The organism is Litorihabitans aurantiacus, assembly GCF_030161595.1.
Taxonomy (GTDB): Bacteria; Actinomycetota; Actinomycetes; order Actinomycetales; family Beutenbergiaceae; genus Litorihabitans; species Litorihabitans aurantiacus.
Genome location: NZ_BSUM01000001.1, coordinates 1,172,001 through 1,190,370 on the forward strand (window position 1 = coordinate 1,172,001; position 18,370 = coordinate 1,190,370).

Here is an 18,370-nt window from a genome sequence, read left to right on the forward strand (position 1 = left end):
TCCCGACCCCAACTAGGCTGAAGACATGCGTAGAGCAAAGATCGTCTGCACCATGGGCCCCGCGACGGCCTCCCCGAGAAGATCCAGGAGCTGGTCGACGCCGGCATGGATGTCGCGCGCATCAACCGCAGCCACGGCGAGGCGTCCGAGCACGCCGAGATCATCGAGCACGTGCGCGCCGCGGCCGACCGCGCGGGCCGCGCCGTCGCGATCCTGGTCGACCTCCAGGGTCCGAAGATCCGCCTCGAGCGGTTCGTCGAGGGCAGGCACGACCTCGCCGTCGGCGACGTCTTCACCATCACGACGCGCGACGTCGAGGGCACCAAGGAGCTCGTCGGCACGACCTACAAGGGCCTGCCGGGCGACTGCACGCCGGGCGACCGCCTGCTCATCGACGACGGCAAGGTCACCGTGCGCGTCACGGACGTGACCGACACCGACGTCGTCACGGTCGTCGAGGTCCCCGGGCCCGTCTCGAACAACAAGGGCATCAACCTGCCCGGCGTGGCCGTCTCCGTGCCCGCGATGAGCGACAAGGACGAGGAGGACCTGCGCTGGGCGCTGGGCCTGCGTGCGGACTTCATCGCGCTCTCGTTCGTGCGCAGCGCGAAGGACTACGACGACGTCGCGGCGATCATGGCGGAGGAGGGCTACAAGGCCCCCGTCATCGCGAAGATCGAGAAGCCGCAGGCGGTCGACAACCTCGCCGAGATCGTCGACGCGTTCGACGGCATCATGGTCGCCCGCGGCGACCTCGGTGTGGAGCTCCCGCTCGAGCGCGTGCCGCTCGTGCAGAAGGAGGCCGTCGCGCTCGCCCGTCGCAACGCCAAGCCGGTCATCGTCGCCACGCAGGTGCTCGAGTCGATGATCAGCTCGCCGCGCCCGACGCGCGCGGAGACGTCCGACTGCGCCAACGCGGTGCTCGACGGCGCGGACGCGGTCATGCTGTCCGGCGAGACCTCCGTGGGCCAGTTCCCGATCGACTGCGTGCGCACGATGGCCCGCATCATCGAGGCGACCGAGGAGCACGGCCTGGAGCGCATCGCCGCCTTCACGTGGACGCCGCACACGCGCGGCGGCGTGATCACGGCGGCCGCGAACCAGATCGGCAAGACGCTGGACGCCAAGTACCTCGTGACGTTCACGCAGTCGGGCGACTCGGCGCGCCGCATGTCGCGCCTGCGCTCGGAGCTGCCGCTCATCGCGTTCACGCCCGACGCCGCCACGCGCCGCCAGCTCGCGCTCAGCTGGGGCGTGACGACGATCGTCACCCCGACCGTGCCGCACACCGACGCGATGGTGGCGGCCGTGGACGCCTCGCTCCAGGACGGCGGTTACGTCGCCCCGGGCGACCGCGTGGTCGTCGTCTCCGGCGCCCCGGTGGGCCGCTCCGGCACCACCAACCTGGTGCAGGTGCACACGATCGGTGACGACACCGACCGGCACCAGCCGCAGGCCTGAGCCGGTCATCGCACCGGGTCCCGACGACGGCCGGTCTCCCTCGGGGAGGCCGGCCGTCGGCGTCCCCCGACGTCGCCGCTCGGCGGGCACGACGTGCGCCCGACGGCGAGCGTGGTCGGCGGTGGTCCGGCCGGGCTGATGGCGGCCGAGGTGCTCGCCGCGGGGGAGCGGCCGTCACGGTCCACGAGCGCATGCCGTCGGTGCTGCGCAAGTTCCTCCTGGCGGGCCACGGCGGTCTCAACCTCACCCACACCGACGAGCGGGAGGTGTTCCTGCGCCGCTACGGCGCTGCTGCGGACCACCTGGCACCTGGGTGGGACGCGTTCACCCCGCCGACCTGAGGGCGTGGTGCGCCGGGCTCGGACAGCCGACCTTCGTCGGGTCCAGCCGAAGGGTCTTCCCCGAGGCGTTCCGGGCCAACCCGCTCGTGCGCGCGTGGCGTGGGCGACTGGCCGAGCAGGGGGTGCGGATCGAGACCCGGCAGCGCTGGGTCGGGTGGGCCGACGGGGCGGCACCGTCGGGCGGGCCGCCCGCGCTGCTGGTCGCCGCGCCCGACGGTGACGTGCGCACGGTGGCGCCCGACGTCGTCGTCCTGGCGCTCGGGGGTGCGTCGTGGCCGCGTCTCGGCTCGGACGGTTCCTGGACCGACCATCTCGCGGTACGGGGTGTCGAGCTCGCCCCCTGGCGCGCCGCCAACGTCGGGCTGCGCGTGGCGTGGTCGGAGGTGTTCGTCGAGCGCTTCGCCGGGGTCCCCCTCAAGCACGTGGCGCTGCGCGTGCGGGGAGAGCGCCGTGCCGAGGTGCGCGGCGACGCGATGCTCACGGCGACGGGTGTCGAGGGCGGCCCTGTCTACGCGCTCGGCGCGGCGGTCCGCGCGGCGCTGGACGCCCGGGGCACCTGCACGCTGGAGGTCGACCTGCGTCCGGACGCGACCGCCGGCGACCTCGAGGGGCGCCTGCGCCGCCGTCGCCCGCGGGACTCGGGCACCACCTGGCTGCGTCGCACGCTCGGGCTGGATCTCGCGGCGATCGGTCTGCTGCGCGAGGCCGGCGGCGGTGCGCTGCCGGCCGACCCCGCCGTCGTCGCCGCACTGGTCAAGGCCGCCCCCGTGACGGTGACGGCTACCATGCCGATCGAGCGTGCCATCTCGAGCGCCGGGGGAGTGGCGTGGTCGGAGGTGGACGAGCACCTCATGCTGCGTCGGCTCCCGGGTGTCTTCCTGGCGGGCGAGATGCTCGACTGGGAGGCGCCGACGGGCGGGTACCTGCTCCAGGCGTGCTTCAGCACCGGGGCGCAGGCGGGGCGCGGGGCTCTGCGACACCTCGCCGGAGGCGGTTCGGCCGACGTTCGTGAGCCATCTCACTGACGGCTCCGTCACCGACCGTCTGGGGTGTCGTCGCAGGTCACGGGCCGTCACGGCCGGTCCGACGGGTGCGACGGGGGTGCCCCGGGTGGGATTCGAACCCACACTGTGCCGGGTTTGAGCCGACTGCCTCTGCCAGTTGGGCTACCGGGGCGCGCGGGGCACTAGGCTACCCGGGTGAGCACCGAGAACGAGAACTTCGCCGCCGACGACGCCGCCCCGCAGGACGAGTCGCAGGAGACCCCCGCGGGCATCGGCCGGGGTCGGCGCGTCGTCGTGGCCGAGGACGAGGCCCTCATCCGCATGGACGTCGTGGAGACGCTCGTGGACGCGGGCTTCGACGTCGTCGGCGAGGCCGGCGACGGCGAGACCGCGGTGCAGCTCGCCACCGACCTCAAGCCCGACCTCGTGGTGATGGACGTGAAGATGCCCGTCCTCGACGGGATCTCCGCCGCCGAGCGCATCGGCCGCGACCGCATCGCGCCCGTGGTGCTCCTCACGGCGTTCTCGCAGACCGAGCTGGTCGAGCGCGCTCGCGACGCCGGAGCCATGGCCTACGTCGTGAAGCCCTTCACGCAGGCAGACCTGCTGCCCGCGATCGAGATCGCCCTCCACCGCCACTCCGAGATCGTGGCGCTCGAGGGTGAGGTCGCCGACTTCGCCGACCGCTTCGAGACTCGCAAGCGCGTCGACCGCGCCAAGGGCCTCCTCATGACCCGGATGGGCCTGACCGAGCCCGAGGCGTTCCGCTGGATCCAGAAGACGTCCATGGACCGCCGACTCACCATGCGCGAGGTCGCCGACGCCGTCATCGACCAGGTCGGCGACGAGGACTGACGCCGTCCCTGTCGGGTGCGCGGCGGCAGCGGGCGTTACCGCATCGTTGTCAACCGTGATAGCAGCGTGACTATCGCGTCACACGCCCGACACACAACTGAGGTGTGCTTCCCCTACGACCGTGCCGCCGTCCGGTGGCTGGCCATGACAAGGAGAACCACATGAACCGATCCATCGCGCGCGTCGCGGCGGTTGCGGGCGCTGTCGCGCTCGTCCTGGCTGCGTGCAGCAGCGGCAACGAGGGCGACTCGACCGACACCGACGGCGGCGGCTCCGGCGACGGCGGCGGCGACGCCCTCCACATCGGCACGCTGCTGCCGGTGACCGGTTCGCTCGCCCAGCTCGGCCCGCCCGAGATCGCGGGTGTCGACCTCGCGGTCCAGGAGATCAACGAGGCCGGTGGCATCTTCGGCAGTGACGTCCAGGTGACCCACACGGACTCCTCCGACACCGAGAACGCGGCCGTCGCGACGGAGTCGTCGCAGCGCCTCATCTCGGAGGGCGTGCACGCGATCATCGGCGCCGCCTCCTCGGGCGTGACCTTCAACGTCATCGACGACATCACGGGCGCCAACATCGTCGAGATCTCGCCGGCCAACACGGCCACCGACCTCTCGGGCTACAGCGACTTCTACTTCCGCACCGCGCCGCCGGACACGGTCCAGGGTGACGCGCTCGCGAACCTCATGATCGCCGACGGCGCCGCGGACGTCGCGACCATCGTCTTCAACGACCCCTACGGCACCTCGCTGCGCGACGTCGTCGAGGGTGTCGTGACCGAGGCCGGCGGCACGCTCGTCTACGGCTCGCAGGGCCAGGAGTTCGACCCCAACGAGAGCAACTTCTCCTCGATCGTCTCCGACACCATCGCCGCGAGCCCCGACGCGATCGCGGTCATCGCGTTCACGACGCAGACGCCGCTGATCGTGCGCGAGCTCGCCGCGCAGGGCTGGGACATGAGCCGCGTCTACTTCGTCGACGGCAACCTGCAGAACTTCGGCACCGAGGGTGACGTCGGCTTCCCCGAAGGCACGCTCGAGGGCGCGAAGGGCACCCTCCCGGGTGCCTTCCCGACCGAGGAGTTCCAGGGTCGCCTGCTCGAGGTCGACCCGGGCCTGAACGACTTCTCCTACGGCGCCGAGTCCTACGACGCCACGATGCTCGCGGCCCTCGCCGCGCTCAAGGGTGGCGAGGCCTCCGGCCAGGCGATCCAGGAGAACATGGCGGCCGTCTCGGGCGCCGACGGCGGCACCGAGTGCACCGGCTGGGAGGAGTGCTCGGCGCTGATCGAGGACGGCGAGGACATCGCCTACCAGGCCGTCTCCGGTGTCGGTCCGTTCAACGACGCCAACGACCCGTCCTCGGCGTTCATCGGCATCTACCAGTTCGGCGCCGACAACACGTACACGTTCGTCGAGTCGGTCCAGGGCGAGGTTCCCTCCTCCTGATCGCCGCTGAACCACGCTGAGCCCGCTCGGCACCCGACGGCCCCGGTGCACCTGCACCGGGGCCGTCGTCGTGCTGCGGTCCGCTCGCGCGCCGCTGCGCCCGTGGCTCGCTGCTACCCGGTTGCCCGGTCCGGTCGTGCTTCCTCCTCACCCTCGCCCCTCCCAGGTCGCTCCGGGCCTCCCCACGTCTCCGCAGCCCCGTTGGACGTCCTCGAGCAGACGGCCGTCCATCGCGCCACCCTCCGTTGAGGAAGGACCAGGGGTCGTGGGGAAGGACCAGAGCAGTCCTTCCCCACGACCCCTGGTCCTTCCTCGGCATCCCCCCGCGTGGTGCGTGGCCGCGGGGGTCCGGGCCGCGGCGTCATGCGCGTGCGCCGGCGCGAGGGAGGGGGCCTCGGGGCACAGAGGCGCTGGGGCGCGTGCGCGCTGCTGCAGGCGCGGGGTCGTGGTGGGACGACGACGGCGCCCGCCTCCCCGAGGGGAGGCGGGCGCCGTCGTGCGTCTCGGGCCTCGGTGAGAGCCCTGGCTCAGGCGTCCTCGGCGGCGCGCGCCGCGTCGACGTCGGCCGCCAGGGTCCCGAGGTACAGCTCGATGACCTTCGGGTCGTTCATCAGCTCGCGACCGGGCCCGGAGTAGGCGTTGCGTCCCTGGTCGAGCACGTAGGCGCGATCGCAGATCTGCAGCGCGCGGCGCGCGTTCTGCTCGACGATGATGACCGAGACACCGGTCTTGTTGATCCGACGCGTGCGCAGGAACGCCTCGTCCTGGCGGACGGGGGACAGACCCGCCGACGGCTCGTCGAGCAGGAGGACCGACGGCTCGGGCATGAGCGCCCGGGCCATCGCGACCATCTGTCGCTCACCGCCCGAGAGGGCCCCGGCGCGCTGCCGACGGCGCTTGCCGAGCTCGGGGAACAGGTCCATCACGACCCCGACCCGCTCGGCGAACTTCGCGGGCGTCTGGTAGACGCCCATCTGCAGGTTCTCCTCGATCGTCAGGCTCGGGAAGACGTTGTTCGTCTGCGGGACGAAACCGACGCCCCGCTTGACCAGCGCGTCGGCGCGGAGGTTGGTGATCTCCTGCCCCTCGAGGGTGAGGCTGCCCGAGCGGATGTTCACCAGGCCGAAGAGCGCCTTGAGCAGCGTCGACTTCCCGGCACCGTTCGGGCCGATGATGCCGACCAGCTCGCCCGGGTGGAGCACGAGCGAACAGCCCTGGAGGATGTTGACGCCGGGGAGGTACCCGGCCTCGAGGTTGTCGGCGAACAGCAGCGGCTCGCCGGACGGCGCGCCGCGGTGGACCGTCTCGCGGTCGATCGTCGTGCTCACTTCGCGTCCTCCTGCGCCTCAGCCTCTGCCTCGGCCATCGCCTCGGCGGAGATCGTCGTGTCCTCGTCCAGCAGCGAGTCGTCGCCGAGGTCGGTGTCGTGGTGCGACCCGAGGTAGGCGTCGATCACGGCCTGGTCGTCCATGACCTCCTTGGGCGGACCCTCCGCGACGACCTTGCCCTCGGCCATCACGACGACCCAGTCGGAGATGTGACGCACCATGTGCATGTCGTGCTCGACGAACAGCACGCTCGTACCGCTGTCGCGCAGGTCGGTGATGTGACCGAGCAGCGACTGCGTCAGCGCCGGGTTCACGCCGGCCATCGGCTCGTCCAGCATCACGAGCGTCGGGTCGGACATCAGCGCCCGCGCCATCTCGAGCAGCTTGCGCTGACCGCCCGAGAGCGATCCGGCGAAGTCGTCCTTCTTCGCGTCGAGCTTGAAGCGGACGAGGAGGTCCATCGCCTTCTCGGTGATCGCGCGCTCCTGCCTGCGCCACAGGGGGCGCAGCAGGGCCGCGCCCATGCCCTCGCCGACCTGCGCACGCGCGCCGAGCCGCATGTTCTCGAGCACCGTCATGCGCGAGAGCGCCTTCGTGAGCTGGAACGTGCGGACCATGCCCGACTTCGACACGCGGGACGCCGGGATGCCCGCGAGGGACTTTCCGTCGAAGGTCCACGTGCCGGCGTCGGGCCGGTCGAACCCGGTCATGAGGTTGAAGAACGTGGTCTTGCCGGCGCCGTTCGGCCCGATGAGCGCGGTGATGACGTTGCTCTGCACCTCGAGGTGCTCGACGTCGACCGCGTTGACTCCGCCGAAGGTGCGGCGCACGCCGTCGGCCACGAGCAGGGGGTGGGCTTGGCGACGCCGGGGGAGTGGGCGACTCCGGCCAGGGCCGCGCGCGCGGCCTGGACGTCGACCACGCCGCCGTCGGGGCCCGAGAGGGTGGACGGGGTCGTCACGGGTGACTCAGCCATTGATCGCCAGCTCCTTCTTGTCTCCGAGTATCCCCTGTGGTCGGAAGACGATCAGCAGGACGAGGGTGATGCCGACCAGGACGAAGCCGAGCGGCTCGATCTCGGTCGAGGACAGGACGTCCGGGGGGATGACGCCACGCATGATCCCGCGGACCAGCACGAGCGCCGCCCAGAACAGGATCGACCCGAGGACGGGTCCGAACACGGTGGCGGCACCGCCCAGGAGCAGGATCGTCCAGGTGTTGAACGTGACGGGGCGGCCGAGGGAGTCCGGTTGCACCGAGCTCGCCAGCGAGATGACGATCCCTCCCACGGCTCCGAACACGCCTCCGAGCACGAGCGCCTGGAGCTTGAACGTGTAAACGTTCTTCCCGAGCGAGCGCACGGCGTCCTCGTCCTCGCGGATGCCGCGCAGGACGCGGCCCCACGGGCTGCGCAGCAGCAGGAACACGATCAGGCAGGCGAGCGCCACCAGGCTCCATCCCACGATCCGCAGCCACCAGGAGTTGGAGGAGTTCATCTGGAGCGAGATCGGACCGATCGCGACGAGCCCGTCGGCGAAGGGTGAGGCGCCCTCGAAGGTGTGCTTGAACTGGTTCCCGAGGAGGCCCTGGGAGCCGCCCGTCAGGTCGTTCAGGCCGACGGACCGTCCGATGAAGCGGACGATCTCCGCGGCGGCGATCGTGACGATGGCGAGGTAGTCGCCGCGGAGCTTGAGCGTCGGGAGTCCGAGGATCAGCGCGAACACGACGGCGACGGCGACGGCGATCAGGAACGCGACCACGAGCGGGAGCCCGGCGATGGTCGAGATGGCGAAGCCGTAGGCGCCCAGCAGCATGAAGCCGGCCTGACCCATGTTGATGAGGCCGGTGAGGCCGAAGTGGACGTTGAGTCCGATGGCCGCGAGCGCGTAGGCGATGGCCGTGGGGCCCGTCGCCTCGCGCAGGACGTCAGTGAGCAGGGATGCGAAGTCCATGATCGAGCACCTATCCGATCCGCTGGGCTCGGCCCAGGATGCCCTGCGGTCTCACGAGCAGGACGACGATGAGGATGACCAGCGCGCTGGCGTAGCGCAGGTCGTTGGGGAGCACGAGGGTCGAGAGCTCGACGACGAGCCCGATGACCAGCGCCCCGAGGAGGCCGCCCAGCGGGGAGCCGAGACCGCCGAGCGTGATCGCGGCAAACATGAGCAGCAGCAGGACCGACCCGAAGTTGAACCGGGTCGACCCGAGGTAGAGGCCCATGAGGACACCGCCGAGGGAGGCCAGTCCCGCCGAGGAGACCCAGACGCCGCGGATGATCGAGGCGACCTTGATGCCCGAGGCGGCGGCGAGCGCGGGGTTGTCGGAGACAGCGCGCGTCGCACGACCGATGCGGGTCCGCTGGAGCACGAGGGCGACCGCCGCGAGCACGACACCGGCGATCACCACCGAGACCATCGTCTGCTGCGAGAGCGAGACCGGTCCGAGGTTGATCCGCTCGGAGATGCTCGAGACGATCGGCAGCGGGCTGGCCCCGTAGAGCACGAGGTACAGGTTGATCATCGCCAGGGCGAGACCGATCGTCACGATCAGCTGCTGCGTCACACCGACACCGCGGCGGCGCAGGGGGCCGAAGATCGCGGCGTCGAGCACCCACCCGATCACCATGCCACCGACGGTCGCGAGGATGATGGCCGACCACAGCGGCATACCCCACCAGCGGACGGCCGAGAAGGCCAGCAGGCCTCCCAGCGTCACGAGGTCACCGTGCGCGAAGTTGCTCAGGCCCGTGGTGCCGTAGATGAGGTTCGCGCCCACCGAGGCGAGCGCGAGGAGCAGGCCGAACACGAGACCGGAGACGACGAGCTGCAGGATCCGGTTGTTCCCCGAGCTCTCGGCCGCCGCGCTCTCGCCCGACGCGCCCGCCTCCGAACCCGCGCCGGCGTCGGGTGCCGGGGCGGGGGAGGCGGGCTCGTCGCCCGATCCCTCGCCCGAGCCGGCGTCGCTGGACGCGGTCGGCGACGGCGCGGGCGCCGCGGCGGGGTCGCCGAGCGCGAACAGCGCGCCCGGGCGACGACCGAGGTCCGCCTGGACGGTCTTGGGATTGCCGGAAGGGTCGCGCAGGGTCTCACCGGCGGGGAGGGTGGCCTCGTCGAGGGTGACGTCGTAGGGGCCGGCCTCGGTGACGGCGACGCTCCACTGGCCGGCGTCGTTCGTGGTGGCCTCGAACTCGCCCGCGGGGCCGGTCACCGTGAACCGGACGCCGACGGCGGGGTCCCCGCCGGAGGTGCGCAGGGTCCCCTGGATGCAGGCGGTCGAGGTGTCGGGGACGCACGCGGCGTCGGTCGGGGCGGCCACCGCGGGCACGGCGACGATGCCGAGCAGGGCGGTGACGAGCAGTCCCAGCAGGATGCCGGGACGGAGTCCGATGCCGCGCCGCCGGTGTCGGCGGGGCGCGGCTCGGTGGGCTGTGTCGAGCACGAGCAGCTCCAAGTCGTGGGGCAGAGGTCGGTCGCCGCTCACCGCCTCGGGGCGGCGCTCGGCTTGGCAGAACCTAGGCCCGTCGTGTGTCAGACGGGTTGTCGAGTGTGACGATCGTGTTAACGAGAGCGGGACACCAGGTTGTCACGCTGGGCGTAATGTTCCATCCCGGGGCTCGAGCAGCAAGGGAGTGGACCGGTGGGTCGTGACAAGGTCGTGGTTCGGTCGGCGCAGGCCGGCGACCTCCCCATGCTCGCCGTCGTGCTGGGAGAGGCCGGAGGGGAGCACCCGATGGGTGCCCAGCTCGGCGTCCCGGCCCCCGGCGTGCTGCTGCAACGCCTGCGCGCGTTCGTCGAGCACCACCCGGGCCGGGTGTCCGTCGCGACGGTCGGCGACGTGCACGTCGGGGCGGCGATCTCGCAGGTGCAGCAGCCCGGTCTGTTCGCCGAGGTGCCGTGGCTCCAGATCGAGGTGCTCTTCGTCCGGCCCGAGTGGCGCCGCCGCGGCGTCGGTCGCGCGCTGATGTCCGACCAGGTGGCGTTCGCGGCAGGCGCCGACGTCGCCACGATCGTCACGCTGCCGGTCTCGGGTTCGCGCAGCGAGCAGCGATTCCTCTCCCGCCTCGGGTTCTCCGCCGTCGGGTCCCGGCGCTCCTGCGCGACCGCCGTCCTCCAGCGCCGCCTCGACCACGACGCGCCGCGCTCCGGGCTGGAGTCGCTCATCGCGCGGCGGCGCGCCATGACCGGGAGCACGCCGCCCCGCGGGTTGCCGCTGGTGGACGGTGCCGGCGGTCAGGACGCGCCGGACGTCGACGCGGGCGGCGAGCCTGCGCCGTCGAGCAGGAGGCAGGTCAGGCGCGCCGAGCTGATGCGTCGCTCGGCCTCGTCGGTCACCTCCACCAGGTAGGTCGCGCTGGTGCGACCCAGGTGGACCGCGGTCGCGACGGCGGTGACGGTCCCGTCCCGCGCCCCGCGGTGGTGGGTGATCGAGAGCTCGAGCCCGACGGCGGAGCGTCCCGGGCCCGCGTGCGCCTGGGCGGCGTAGGAGCCCACCGTCTCGGCGAGCGCCGCCGTCGCGCCGCCGTGCAGCAGCCCGAAGGGCTGGGTGTTGCCCTCGACGGGCATGCGGGCGGTGCAGGAGGACGGGGAGACCGAGTCGGGGTCGATCTCCATCCCCAGCCTGTCGATCAGCGTGCCGTGCGTGCGGGGGAGCGCGGCCGGGCGGGGCGCCGTCGCCCGGGGGGCGTCGTCGGTCTCGATGTCGGACATGCCACCTAGGCTGGCACCGTGAGCGACCACGACGACATCGACGCACCGGCCACCACATCGATCGACCTGGTCGACGGGGCGAAGCTGCTCCTGATCGACGGGCACTCGATGGCCTACCGCGCGTTCTTCGCGCTCCCCGTGGAGAACTTCGCGACGACCGACGGTCAGCCCACGAACGCCGTCTACGGCTTCACCTCCATGCTCATCAACCTGGTCCGCGACGAGAAGCCGACGCACGTGTTCGTCGCGTGGGACCGCTCCGGTCCGACGTTCCGGACCGAGCAGTACCCCGAGTACAAGGGCACGCGCTCGGCGTCGCCCGACGAGTTCCGCGGGCAGGTGGCGCTCATCCAGGAGGTGCTCGGCGCCCTCACGGTCCCGCACCTCGGGATCGAGGGGATCGAGGCCGACGACGTCCTGGCGACCATCGCGACGCGCGCGCAGGAGCGGGGCGCCGAGGTGCTCATCTGCTCCGGCGACCGCGACACCTTCCAGCTCGTGACCGACCGCGTCACCGTCCTCTACCCGCGCAAGGGGGTCTCGGACCTCGCTCGGATGACGCCCGAGGCGGTCGAGGAGAAGTACGGTGTCCCGCCCGAGCGCTACCCCGACCTCGCCGCGCTCGTCGGCGAGACGAGCGACAACCTCCCCGGCGTGCCCGGCGTCGGGCCGAAGACGGCCGCGAAGTGGATCACCGCCTACGACGGCCTCCAGAACGTGGTGGCCTCGGCGGACCAGATCAAGGGGAAGGCGGGGAGAACCTCCGCACCCACCTCGCCCAGGTGGTCACCAACCGTCAGATCAACGGACTGCTGCGCGACGTCGACATCGCCCTCACGCTCGAGGACCTCGCGCGGGCGCCCATCGACCGCGAGGCGGTCCACCAGGTCTTCGACGCGCTGCAGTTCCGGGTGCTGCGCGACCGGCTGCTGCAGATGCTCCCCGAGGACGACGCCGCGGCCGAGTCGGTGGAGGGCCTCGCGCTGACCGTCACGGACCTGGCCCCGGGGGACCTCGGCTCGTGGCTGGCGGACCGCGCCGGCCAGGAGCTGGGGCTCGACGTCGCGGGTCGTGCCCTGCAGGGCGGCGGCGACGCGTGGGCGGTGGCGATCGCGGACGAGAGCGGCACGTCCGTCGCGCTCGACCTCGCCACGATCGACGACGCCGACCTCGAGGCCCTGGGTGCGTGGCTGGCCGACCCCGCGGCCCCGATCGCGGTGCACGACGCCAAGACGGCCTCGCACGCGCTGCACGGTCGCGGCCTCACGCTCGCCGGCGTCGCCGTCGACACGCTGCTGGCCGCCTACCTGTGCCACCCCGACCAGCGCACCTACGACCTCGGCGACCTCACCGTGCGCTACCTGCAGCGCGAGCTGCCCACCGGGGTCGACGCGGAGTCCGACGGCATGCTCGACCTCGGGCTCGACGGCGACCACTCGGGCGCCCGCACGGCGGCGGCACGCGCCGTGGCGGTCCGCGAGCTGGCCGAACCGCTGCGCACCGATCTCGCCTCGCGCGGCGCCACGGCCCTGATGGCCCAGGTCGAGCTGCCCGTCCTCGCCACGCTCGTCGGCATGGAGCGCGCGGGGATCGCCGCCGACGTCGCCTACGTCGAGGGTCTGGCGGGTGAGTTCGACGCCGCGGTCGAGCGTGCCGCGCTGGGCGCCTACGAGGCCATCGGGCACGAGGTCAACCTCGGTTCGCCCAAGCAGCTCCAGGAGGTCCTGTTCGTCGAGCTCGACATGCCGAAGACGCGGCGGACCAAGACCGGCTGGACCACGGACGCGGATGCGCTCGCCGACCTCTTCGCCCGAACCGAGCACCCCTTCCTCGGCAACCTGCTCGCGCACCGCGAGGCGATCCGGCTGCGGCAGACGGTCGAGGGCCTGCTGAAGTCCGTCGCACCGGACGGCCGCATCCACACCACCTTCCAGCAGACGGTCGCGGCGACGGGACGACTGTCCTCCACCGACCCGAATCTCCAGAACATCCCGATCCGCACGGCCGAGGGCTATCGCATCCGCGAGGGCTTCGTCGTCGGTGAGGGGTACGAGGGCCTGCTGACGGCGGACTACTCGCAGATCGAGATGCGCATCATGGCGCACCTCTCGCGCGACGAGGGTCTGATCGACGCGTTCCGCTCCGGCGAGGACCTGCACCGCTACGTCGGGTCGCGGGTCTTCCACGTCGAGCCGGCCGAGGTCACCTCGGCCATGCGCGCCAAGATCAAGGCGATGTCCTACGGGCTCGCCTACGGCCTGTCGGCGTTCGGGCTGTCGAAGCAGCTGGGCATCAGCGCCGGCGAGGCCAAGGGGTTGATGGACGACTACTTCGACCGGTTCGGAGGTGTGCGCGACTACCTGACCGGCGTCGTCGACGAGGCGCGCGGCGAGGGCTGGACGTCGACCATCCTCGGCCGGCGGCGCTACCTGCCCGACCTCACGAGCGACAACCGCCAGCGGCGCGAGATGGCGGAGCGGATGGCGCTGAACGCGCCGATCCAGGGGTCGGCGGCCGACGTCGTCAAGGTGGCGATGATCGGTGTGACCGGCGAGCTCGAGCGTCGGGGCCTGGCCTCCCGCCTGCTCCTCCAGGTCCACGACGAGCTCGTGCTCGAGGTCGCTCCGGGCGAGCGCGAGGAGGTCACCGACCTCGTGCGCACGCAGATGGGGGCCGCGGCGGCGCTCGAGGTCCCGCTCGACGTCAGCGTCGGGTTCGGCCGGTCCTGGCGCGACGCCGGTCACTGAACGAGCTCACGCGGGCCGGTCCGCCACGACCAGGAGCGTGCCCGGCAGGTGCCGGGCCCGCAGCTCGCTCCAGCCACCCCACGTGCTGCGCCCGGGCTGCCACTCGGGCTCGATGATGCGGGTGAGGGTCAGCCCGGCCGCGGTCACCTCTGCCAGGTGCTGGGCGAGCGTGCGGTGGTGCTCGGCGTAGAGGACGCGACCGCCGTCGTCGAGCTCGCGGTAGGGCGTGGGGTCGAAGTAGGAGCGGGTCGCGGTGAGCCCGCCCGGTCCCGGGTCGTCCGGGAACGCCCACCGCACGGGGTGCGTGGTCGAGAACGCCCACCGCCCGCCCGGGCGCAGGACGCGCGCGACCTCGCGGTGCAGCGCACCGACGTCAGGCACGAAGGGCACCACGCCGTAGGACGTGAACACGACGTCGAGGCTCGCGTCCGCGAACGGCAGCGCGAGCGCATCGGCCTGGACGAGGGGGAGCGTCACCCCGGTGCGCCGGTTGGCCTCGCGCGCCGCCGCGAGCATGCCGCCGGAGACGTCGCTGGCCACGACGTCGACCCCGCGGCTCGCGAGCCACCGGGCGCAGGGTGCGCTGCCCGCGCCCACCTCGAGCACCCGGGCGGCGGCGAGCGACACGGGTGTGCCGAGCGCCTCGGCGTCCAGCTCCGTGAGGCCCTCGGGGCCCCAGGTGAACGAGACGTCGCCCAGCGCGTCACCGTGCTCCGCCAGGTAGTCGCCGGCCTCGGCGTCCCACCAGCGCCGGGCGGTCGCGCCGGCGTCGTGCTCGACGGGGCCGTACCCCGCCTCGGCCAGCGGGGGAGCGGGGGCGGCGTCCGTCCGTCGTCAGTCACCCCGCCATCCTCCGTCCGGGACCTTCGTCTCGCGGCGCGCGCCGCGCCCGGCGATAGTCTGGATCCGGCACGCCGACGGCGGCCTCCCCACGATCCCCAGCGAGACGGAGACCCCTGCCCATGCGAGTCGGACTGCTCACCGGAGGCGGCGACGTCCCCGGCCTCAACGCCGCGATCCGCGCCGTCGTGAAGCGTGGTGTGGGGGAGCACGGGCACCACATCGTCGGGTTCCGCAACGGCTGGAAGGGCGTCGCCGAGGGCGACATCCAGCCGCTGACGCGCGCCGACATCCGCAACGTGCTGCCGATCGGCGGCACACTCCTGGGGACGGCGCGGTTCCACCCGCACGCCGTCGAGGGCGGGATGGACGCCGTGATGTCGACGATCGAGAACGAGCACATCGACGCCCTCATCTGCATCGGCGGGGACGGCACGCTGCACGCCGCGAGCAAGGTCGCCGAGGCTGGCGTCAAGGTCGTTGCGATCCCCAAGACGATCGACAACGACGTGTGGGCGACCGAGTCGTCGATCGGCTTCGACACGGCCGTCACCATCGCGACCGAGGCGATCGACCGCATCCACACGACGGCGGAGTCCCACAACCGCGTCATGATCGTCGAGGTCATGGGCCGGACCGCGGGCTGGATCGCCGCCACCGCGGGGATCGCCGGCGGCGCCGAGATCGTCCTGGCGCCGGAGCGTCCCTTCGACATCGACCAGGTCGTCCGCTTCCTCAAGCACCGCCACCGCGCGCACGCCTCGTTCTCGATCGTCGTGGTCGCCGAGGGGGCGACGCCGGCGGAGGGCACGTCGATGGACTACGAGATGCAGGTCGGTCAGTTCGGGCAGATCGTCGCCGGCGGCATCAGCGACCGCCTCAAGCACGAGATCGAGCAGCGGACGGGGTTCGACACGCGCGTGACCGTCCTCGGTCACATCCAGCGCGGAGGCACGCCGACGGCGGCCGACCGCATCCTCGGGTCGCGGTTCGGCGTCGCGGCGATCGACGCCGTGACGCGGGGCGAGGACCGGGTGATGACCGCGGTGCAGGACGGCGAGGTCGTCCTGGTCCCGCTCGCCGAGGTGGCGGGTCGCGTCAAGCACGTGCCGGACAGCCTGCTCGACGTCGCACGCGCCCTGGCGTGAGCACGGCCCCGGTCCCGCACGGGGACCCGGGGCCGTGTCTCGTCGCCCCGTGCGGGGCGGGCGTCGCTCAGTAGGTCTTCCAGCCGACCGAGGTCGGAGCCGTGATCGTCGGGTAGGTGACGTTGATCGGGTTGCAGGCGTTGTTCAGGGTGTAGGACTTCCCGCGGACCGTCACCGTGTTGGCGCCGTACTCCGCGTAGGCCGTGGAGTTGGCCGGGACGTCCACGGTGGTCGAGTTCCCGGTCGTGACGGTCAGGCTCTCCGACGCCGTCACCCCCACGCTCGCCTCGATCTTGGCGAAGGCGGTCGAGATCCCGCCGGAGATCGTCGCCGTCGTCGACACGGACACGGTGCCCGACGTCTGCGAGCTGAAGGTCGCCGTCTGCGGGGACGCTGTGCTGTTGATGTTGTGCTGCGTCTCACCCACTCGGGTGAACGTGCTCTCCGAGGAGAGGACCTCGAAGATCGCCTCGCCGCCGCAGACACCCTGCGGACTGACCGTGTCGGCCGACGCGGCGGCGGTGGGGGCGGCGAGGAGGGCGCTGGCGGCCCCGACGGTGAGGATGGTGCGGAGCGTGCGACGAGTGCTGCTCGACGTGTGCGTCGTGCTCATGGTTCGTTCACCTCTCGTTCCTGACGTTCGGGTGATGCCTGACACATCGAACATAACGTTTTGGTAACGAACGCGCCAGGGGCTGGTGCAGATCAGCGTGTCACGCCTCGGCTTTGCCGCGGTCTCCCGCGCGCGGTAGGCTTCTCGGCGGTGCCGTGCGTCCGTCGCGCCCTGATCGCCTGCGATCGGGTTGGCGGCGATCACCGGCGCCGACCACCTGTCCGCACTACTTCTGTCCGCAACGGAGTCTCTCCTACATGACCATCTCCACCCCCGCCCCGGCTGTCCCGCAGGTCGCGGTCAACGACATCGGTTCGGCCGAGGACTTCCTCGCCGCCGTCGACGCGACCATCAAGTACTTCAACGACGGCGACATCGTCGAGGGCACCATCGTCAAGGTCGACCGCGATGAGGTCCTCCTCGACATCGGTTACAAGACGGAGGGGGTCATCCTCTCCCGCGAGCTCTCGATCAAGCACGACGTCGACCCGGACGAGGTCGTCAAGGTCGGCGAGGTCGTCGAGGCCCTGGTCCTCCAGAAGGAGGACAAGGAGGGACGTCTCCTCCTGTCCAAGAAGCGCGCCCAGTACGAGCGCGCCTGGGGCACGATCGAGAAGATCAAGGAGGAGGACGGCGTCGTCACCGGCACCGTCATCGAGGTCGTCAAGGGTGGCCTCATCCTCGACATCGGTCTGCGTGGCTTCCTGCCCGCGTCCCTCGTGGAGATGCGTCGCGTCCGCGACCTCCAGCCGTACGTCGGCAAGGAGATCGAGGCGAAGATCATCGAGCTGGACAAGAACCGCAACAACGTCGTCCTCTCGCGCCGCGCCTGGCTCGAGCAGACGCAGTCCGAGGTCCGCTCGACCTTCCTGTCGACGCTGGCCAAGGGCCAGGTGCGTCCGGGTGTCGTGTCCTCCATCGTGAACTTCGGTGCGTTCGTGGACCTCGGCGGGGTCGACGGTCTCGTCCACGTCTCCGAGCTGTCCTGGAAGCACATCGACCACCCCTCCGAGGTCGTCGAGGTCGGCCAGGAGGTCACGGTCGAGGTCCTCGACGTCGAGCTCGACCGCGAGCGCGTCTCGCTGTCGCTCAAGGCGACGCAGGAGGACCCGTGGCAGCAGTTCGCCCGGACCCACGCCATCGGCCAGGTCGTCCCGGGCAAGGTCACCAAGCTCGTCCCGTTCGGTGCGTTCGTGCGCGTCGAGGACGGCATCGAGGGCCTCGTGCACATCTCCGAGCTCGCCGTGCGCCACGTCGAGCTGCCGGAGCAGGTCGCGAAGGTCGGCGAGGAGGTCTTCGTCAAGGTCATCGACATCGACCTCGAGCGTCGCCGCATCTCGCTCTCGCTCAAGCAGGCCAACGAGGGTGTGGACCCGAGCTCCGACGACTTCGACCCCAGCCTCTACGGCATGGCGGCGGAGTACGACGAGGCCGGCAACTACAAGTACCCCGAGGGCTTCGACCCCGAGACCAACGAGTGGCTCGAGGGCTTCGACGCGCAGCGCGAGGAGTGGGAGCGTCAGTACGCCGAGGCCCAGTCCCGCTGGGAGGCGCACAAGAAGCAGGTCGCCAGCGCGATCGAGGCCGACGCCGAGGCTCCGGCCGAGGCCACGAGCAGCAGCAGCTCCTCCTCGTCGAGCGACTCGTCGTCGAGCTACTCCTCGACGCCGTCCGGCCCGAGCGGCACGCTCGCGTCCGACGAGGCTCTCGCCGCCCTCCGCGAGAAGCTCACCGGCGCCTGATCCTCAGGCTCCACGCGTAGCACCGACGGCGCCCGCCACCTCTGCGGAGGTGGCGGGCGCCGTCGTCGTCGGTGGCGGCGTCTACCCTGGGCGAGGAGCCGCACCGCTGCGGCCCGCGACCGCGCCGAAGGAGATCC

General features: G+C 71.7%; 13 protein-coding genes, 1 tRNA gene and 3 pseudogenes. 9 read left to right on the forward strand and 8 right to left on the reverse strand.

The genetic code is table 11. From position 1 onward, the window contains the following. The first annotated feature begins 25 nt into the window (after positions 1-25). The 3 genes and pseudogenes from pyk to QQK22_RS05470 all read left to right on the forward strand — a co-directional run bounded on the left by pyk (position 26) and on the right by QQK22_RS05470 (position 2,827). Positions 26-1,461, forward strand: a pseudogene (gene pyk, locus QQK22_RS05465) (pyruvate kinase). A 200-nt stretch (positions 1,462-1,661) separates the two neighbouring features. Continuing rightward, a complete protein-coding gene (locus QQK22_RS19210) occupies positions 1,662-1,802 on the forward strand; it encodes a hypothetical protein (protein WP_431310131.1) in 141 nt (46 codons plus the stop codon). Continuing rightward, positions 1,775-2,827: a TIGR03862 family flavoprotein gene (locus QQK22_RS05470; RefSeq protein WP_431310132.1), complete on the forward strand. Its 1,053-nt coding sequence runs from the start codon at positions 1,775-1,777 to the stop codon at positions 2,825-2,827. Before QQK22_RS19210 ends, QQK22_RS05470 begins: the two co-directional genes overlap by 28 nt. Positions 2,828-2,904: 77 nt before the next feature. Here QQK22_RS05470 and QQK22_RS05475 read toward each other — a convergent pair. After that, positions 2,905-2,978, reverse strand: a tRNA-Leu gene (locus tag QQK22_RS05475). Between the two features lie 23 nt (positions 2,979-3,001). Here QQK22_RS05475 and QQK22_RS05480 point away from each other — a divergent pair. Together QQK22_RS05480 and QQK22_RS05485 are read left to right on the forward strand one after the other, a co-directional pair. Continuing rightward, positions 3,002-3,661, forward strand: coding sequence for an ANTAR domain-containing response regulator (locus tag QQK22_RS05480; protein ID WP_284250001.1), 660 nt, complete (start codon positions 3,002-3,004; stop codon positions 3,659-3,661). Between the two features lie 161 nt (positions 3,662-3,822). Continuing rightward, positions 3,823-5,109 carry an ABC transporter substrate-binding protein gene (locus QQK22_RS05485; RefSeq protein ID WP_284250003.1) on the forward strand — a complete coding sequence of 429 codons (1,287 nt, stop codon included), beginning with the start codon at positions 3,823-3,825 and terminating at the stop codon, positions 5,107-5,109. A 527-nt stretch (positions 5,110-5,636) separates the two neighbouring features. Here the strand turns inward: QQK22_RS05485 and QQK22_RS05490 are convergent. The 4 genes and pseudogenes from QQK22_RS05490 to QQK22_RS05505 form a co-directional block, all read right to left on the reverse strand. Next, positions 5,637-6,437: an ABC transporter ATP-binding protein gene (locus QQK22_RS05490; RefSeq protein ID WP_284250005.1), complete on the reverse strand. Its 801-nt coding sequence runs from the start codon at positions 6,435-6,437 to the stop codon at positions 5,637-5,639. Then, positions 6,434-7,413 (reverse strand): annotated as a pseudogene (locus QQK22_RS05495) (ABC transporter ATP-binding protein). Before QQK22_RS05495 ends, QQK22_RS05490 begins: the two are co-directional and overlap by 4 nt. Then, positions 7,406-8,389: a branched-chain amino acid ABC transporter permease gene (locus QQK22_RS05500; RefSeq protein WP_284250007.1), complete on the reverse strand. Its 984-nt coding sequence runs from the start codon at positions 8,387-8,389 to the stop codon at positions 7,406-7,408. Before QQK22_RS05500 ends, QQK22_RS05495 begins: the two are co-directional and overlap by 8 nt. A gap of 10 nt (positions 8,390-8,399) precedes the next feature. Further along, a complete protein-coding gene (locus QQK22_RS05505; RefSeq protein ID WP_284250009.1) occupies positions 8,400-9,875 on the reverse strand; it encodes a branched-chain amino acid ABC transporter permease in 1,476 nt (491 codons plus the stop codon). Positions 9,876-10,073: 198 nt separating this feature from the next. Between QQK22_RS05505 and QQK22_RS05510 the strand changes: the two genes are divergently transcribed. Next, the gene (locus QQK22_RS05510; protein ID WP_284250011.1) at positions 10,074-10,781 is read left to right on the forward strand and encodes a GNAT family N-acetyltransferase; all 708 of its coding nucleotides are present in this window, start codon (positions 10,074-10,076) and stop codon (positions 10,779-10,781) included. On the opposite strand, the gene QQK22_RS05515 is transcribed toward QQK22_RS05510, so the two are convergent. After that, positions 10,667-11,143 carry a PaaI family thioesterase gene (locus tag QQK22_RS05515; RefSeq protein WP_431310133.1) on the reverse strand — a complete coding sequence of 159 codons (477 nt, stop codon included), beginning with the start codon at positions 11,141-11,143 and terminating at the stop codon, positions 10,667-10,669. The genes QQK22_RS05510 and QQK22_RS05515 overlap by 115 nt on opposite strands. A gap of 108 nt (positions 11,144-11,251) precedes the next feature. On the opposite strand from QQK22_RS05515, the pseudogene polA reads away from it, so the two are divergent. Next, positions 11,252-13,890: pseudogene (gene polA / locus QQK22_RS05520) on the forward strand (DNA polymerase I). 6 nt (positions 13,891-13,896) lie between these two features. On the opposite strand, the gene QQK22_RS05525 reads toward polA, so the two are convergent. Further along, complete coding sequence (locus QQK22_RS05525; protein ID WP_348525509.1) at positions 13,897-14,517, reverse strand: class I SAM-dependent methyltransferase; 621 nt, start codon at positions 14,515-14,517, stop codon at positions 13,897-13,899. A 335-nt stretch (positions 14,518-14,852) separates the two neighbouring features. Here QQK22_RS05525 and QQK22_RS05530 point away from each other — a divergent pair, with 335 nt between their 5' ends. Beyond that, the gene (locus QQK22_RS05530; protein WP_284250013.1) at positions 14,853-15,878 is read left to right on the forward strand and encodes a 6-phosphofructokinase; all 1,026 of its coding nucleotides are present in this window, start codon (positions 14,853-14,855) and stop codon (positions 15,876-15,878) included. Positions 15,879-15,945: 67 nt separating this feature from the next. On the opposite strand, the gene QQK22_RS05535 is transcribed toward QQK22_RS05530, so the two are convergent. Beyond that, on the reverse strand, positions 15,946-16,491 hold the full coding sequence (locus QQK22_RS05535) for a hypothetical protein (protein ID WP_284250015.1): 546 nt from the start codon (positions 16,489-16,491) through the stop codon (positions 15,946-15,948). Between the two features lie 257 nt (positions 16,492-16,748). Here QQK22_RS05535 and rpsA point away from each other — a divergent pair, with 257 nt between their 5' ends. Beyond that, the gene (rpsA, locus tag QQK22_RS05540; RefSeq protein WP_284250017.1) at positions 16,749-18,233 is read left to right on the forward strand and encodes a 30S ribosomal protein S1; all 1,485 of its coding nucleotides are present in this window, start codon (positions 16,749-16,751) and stop codon (positions 18,231-18,233) included. Positions 18,234-18,370: the final 137 nt, after the last annotated feature.

Excerpts from the sequence above, each read along its gene's own strand:
- QQK22_RS05530 (WP_284250013.1), top strand. The coding sequence starts at position 14,853 with ATGCGAGTCGGACTGCTCACCGGAGGCGGCGACGTCCCCGGCCTCAAC.
- QQK22_RS05500 (WP_284250007.1), bottom strand. The coding sequence starts at position 8,389 with ATGGACTTCGCATCCCTGCTCACTGACGTCCTGCGCGAGGCGACGGGC.
- QQK22_RS05485 (WP_284250003.1), top strand. The coding sequence starts at position 3,823 with ATGAACCGATCCATCGCGCGCGTCGCGGCGGTTGCGGGCGCTGTCGCG.
- rpsA (WP_284250017.1), top strand. The coding sequence starts at position 16,749 with ATGACCATCTCCACCCCCGCCCCGGCTGTCCCGCAGGTCGCGGTCAAC.
- QQK22_RS05535 (WP_284250015.1), bottom strand. The coding sequence starts at position 16,491 with ATGAGCACGACGCACACGTCGAGCAGCACTCGTCGCACGCTCCGCACC.
- QQK22_RS05515 (WP_431310133.1), bottom strand. The coding sequence starts at position 11,143 with ATGTCCGACATCGAGACCGACGACGCCCCCCGGGCGACGGCGCCCCGC.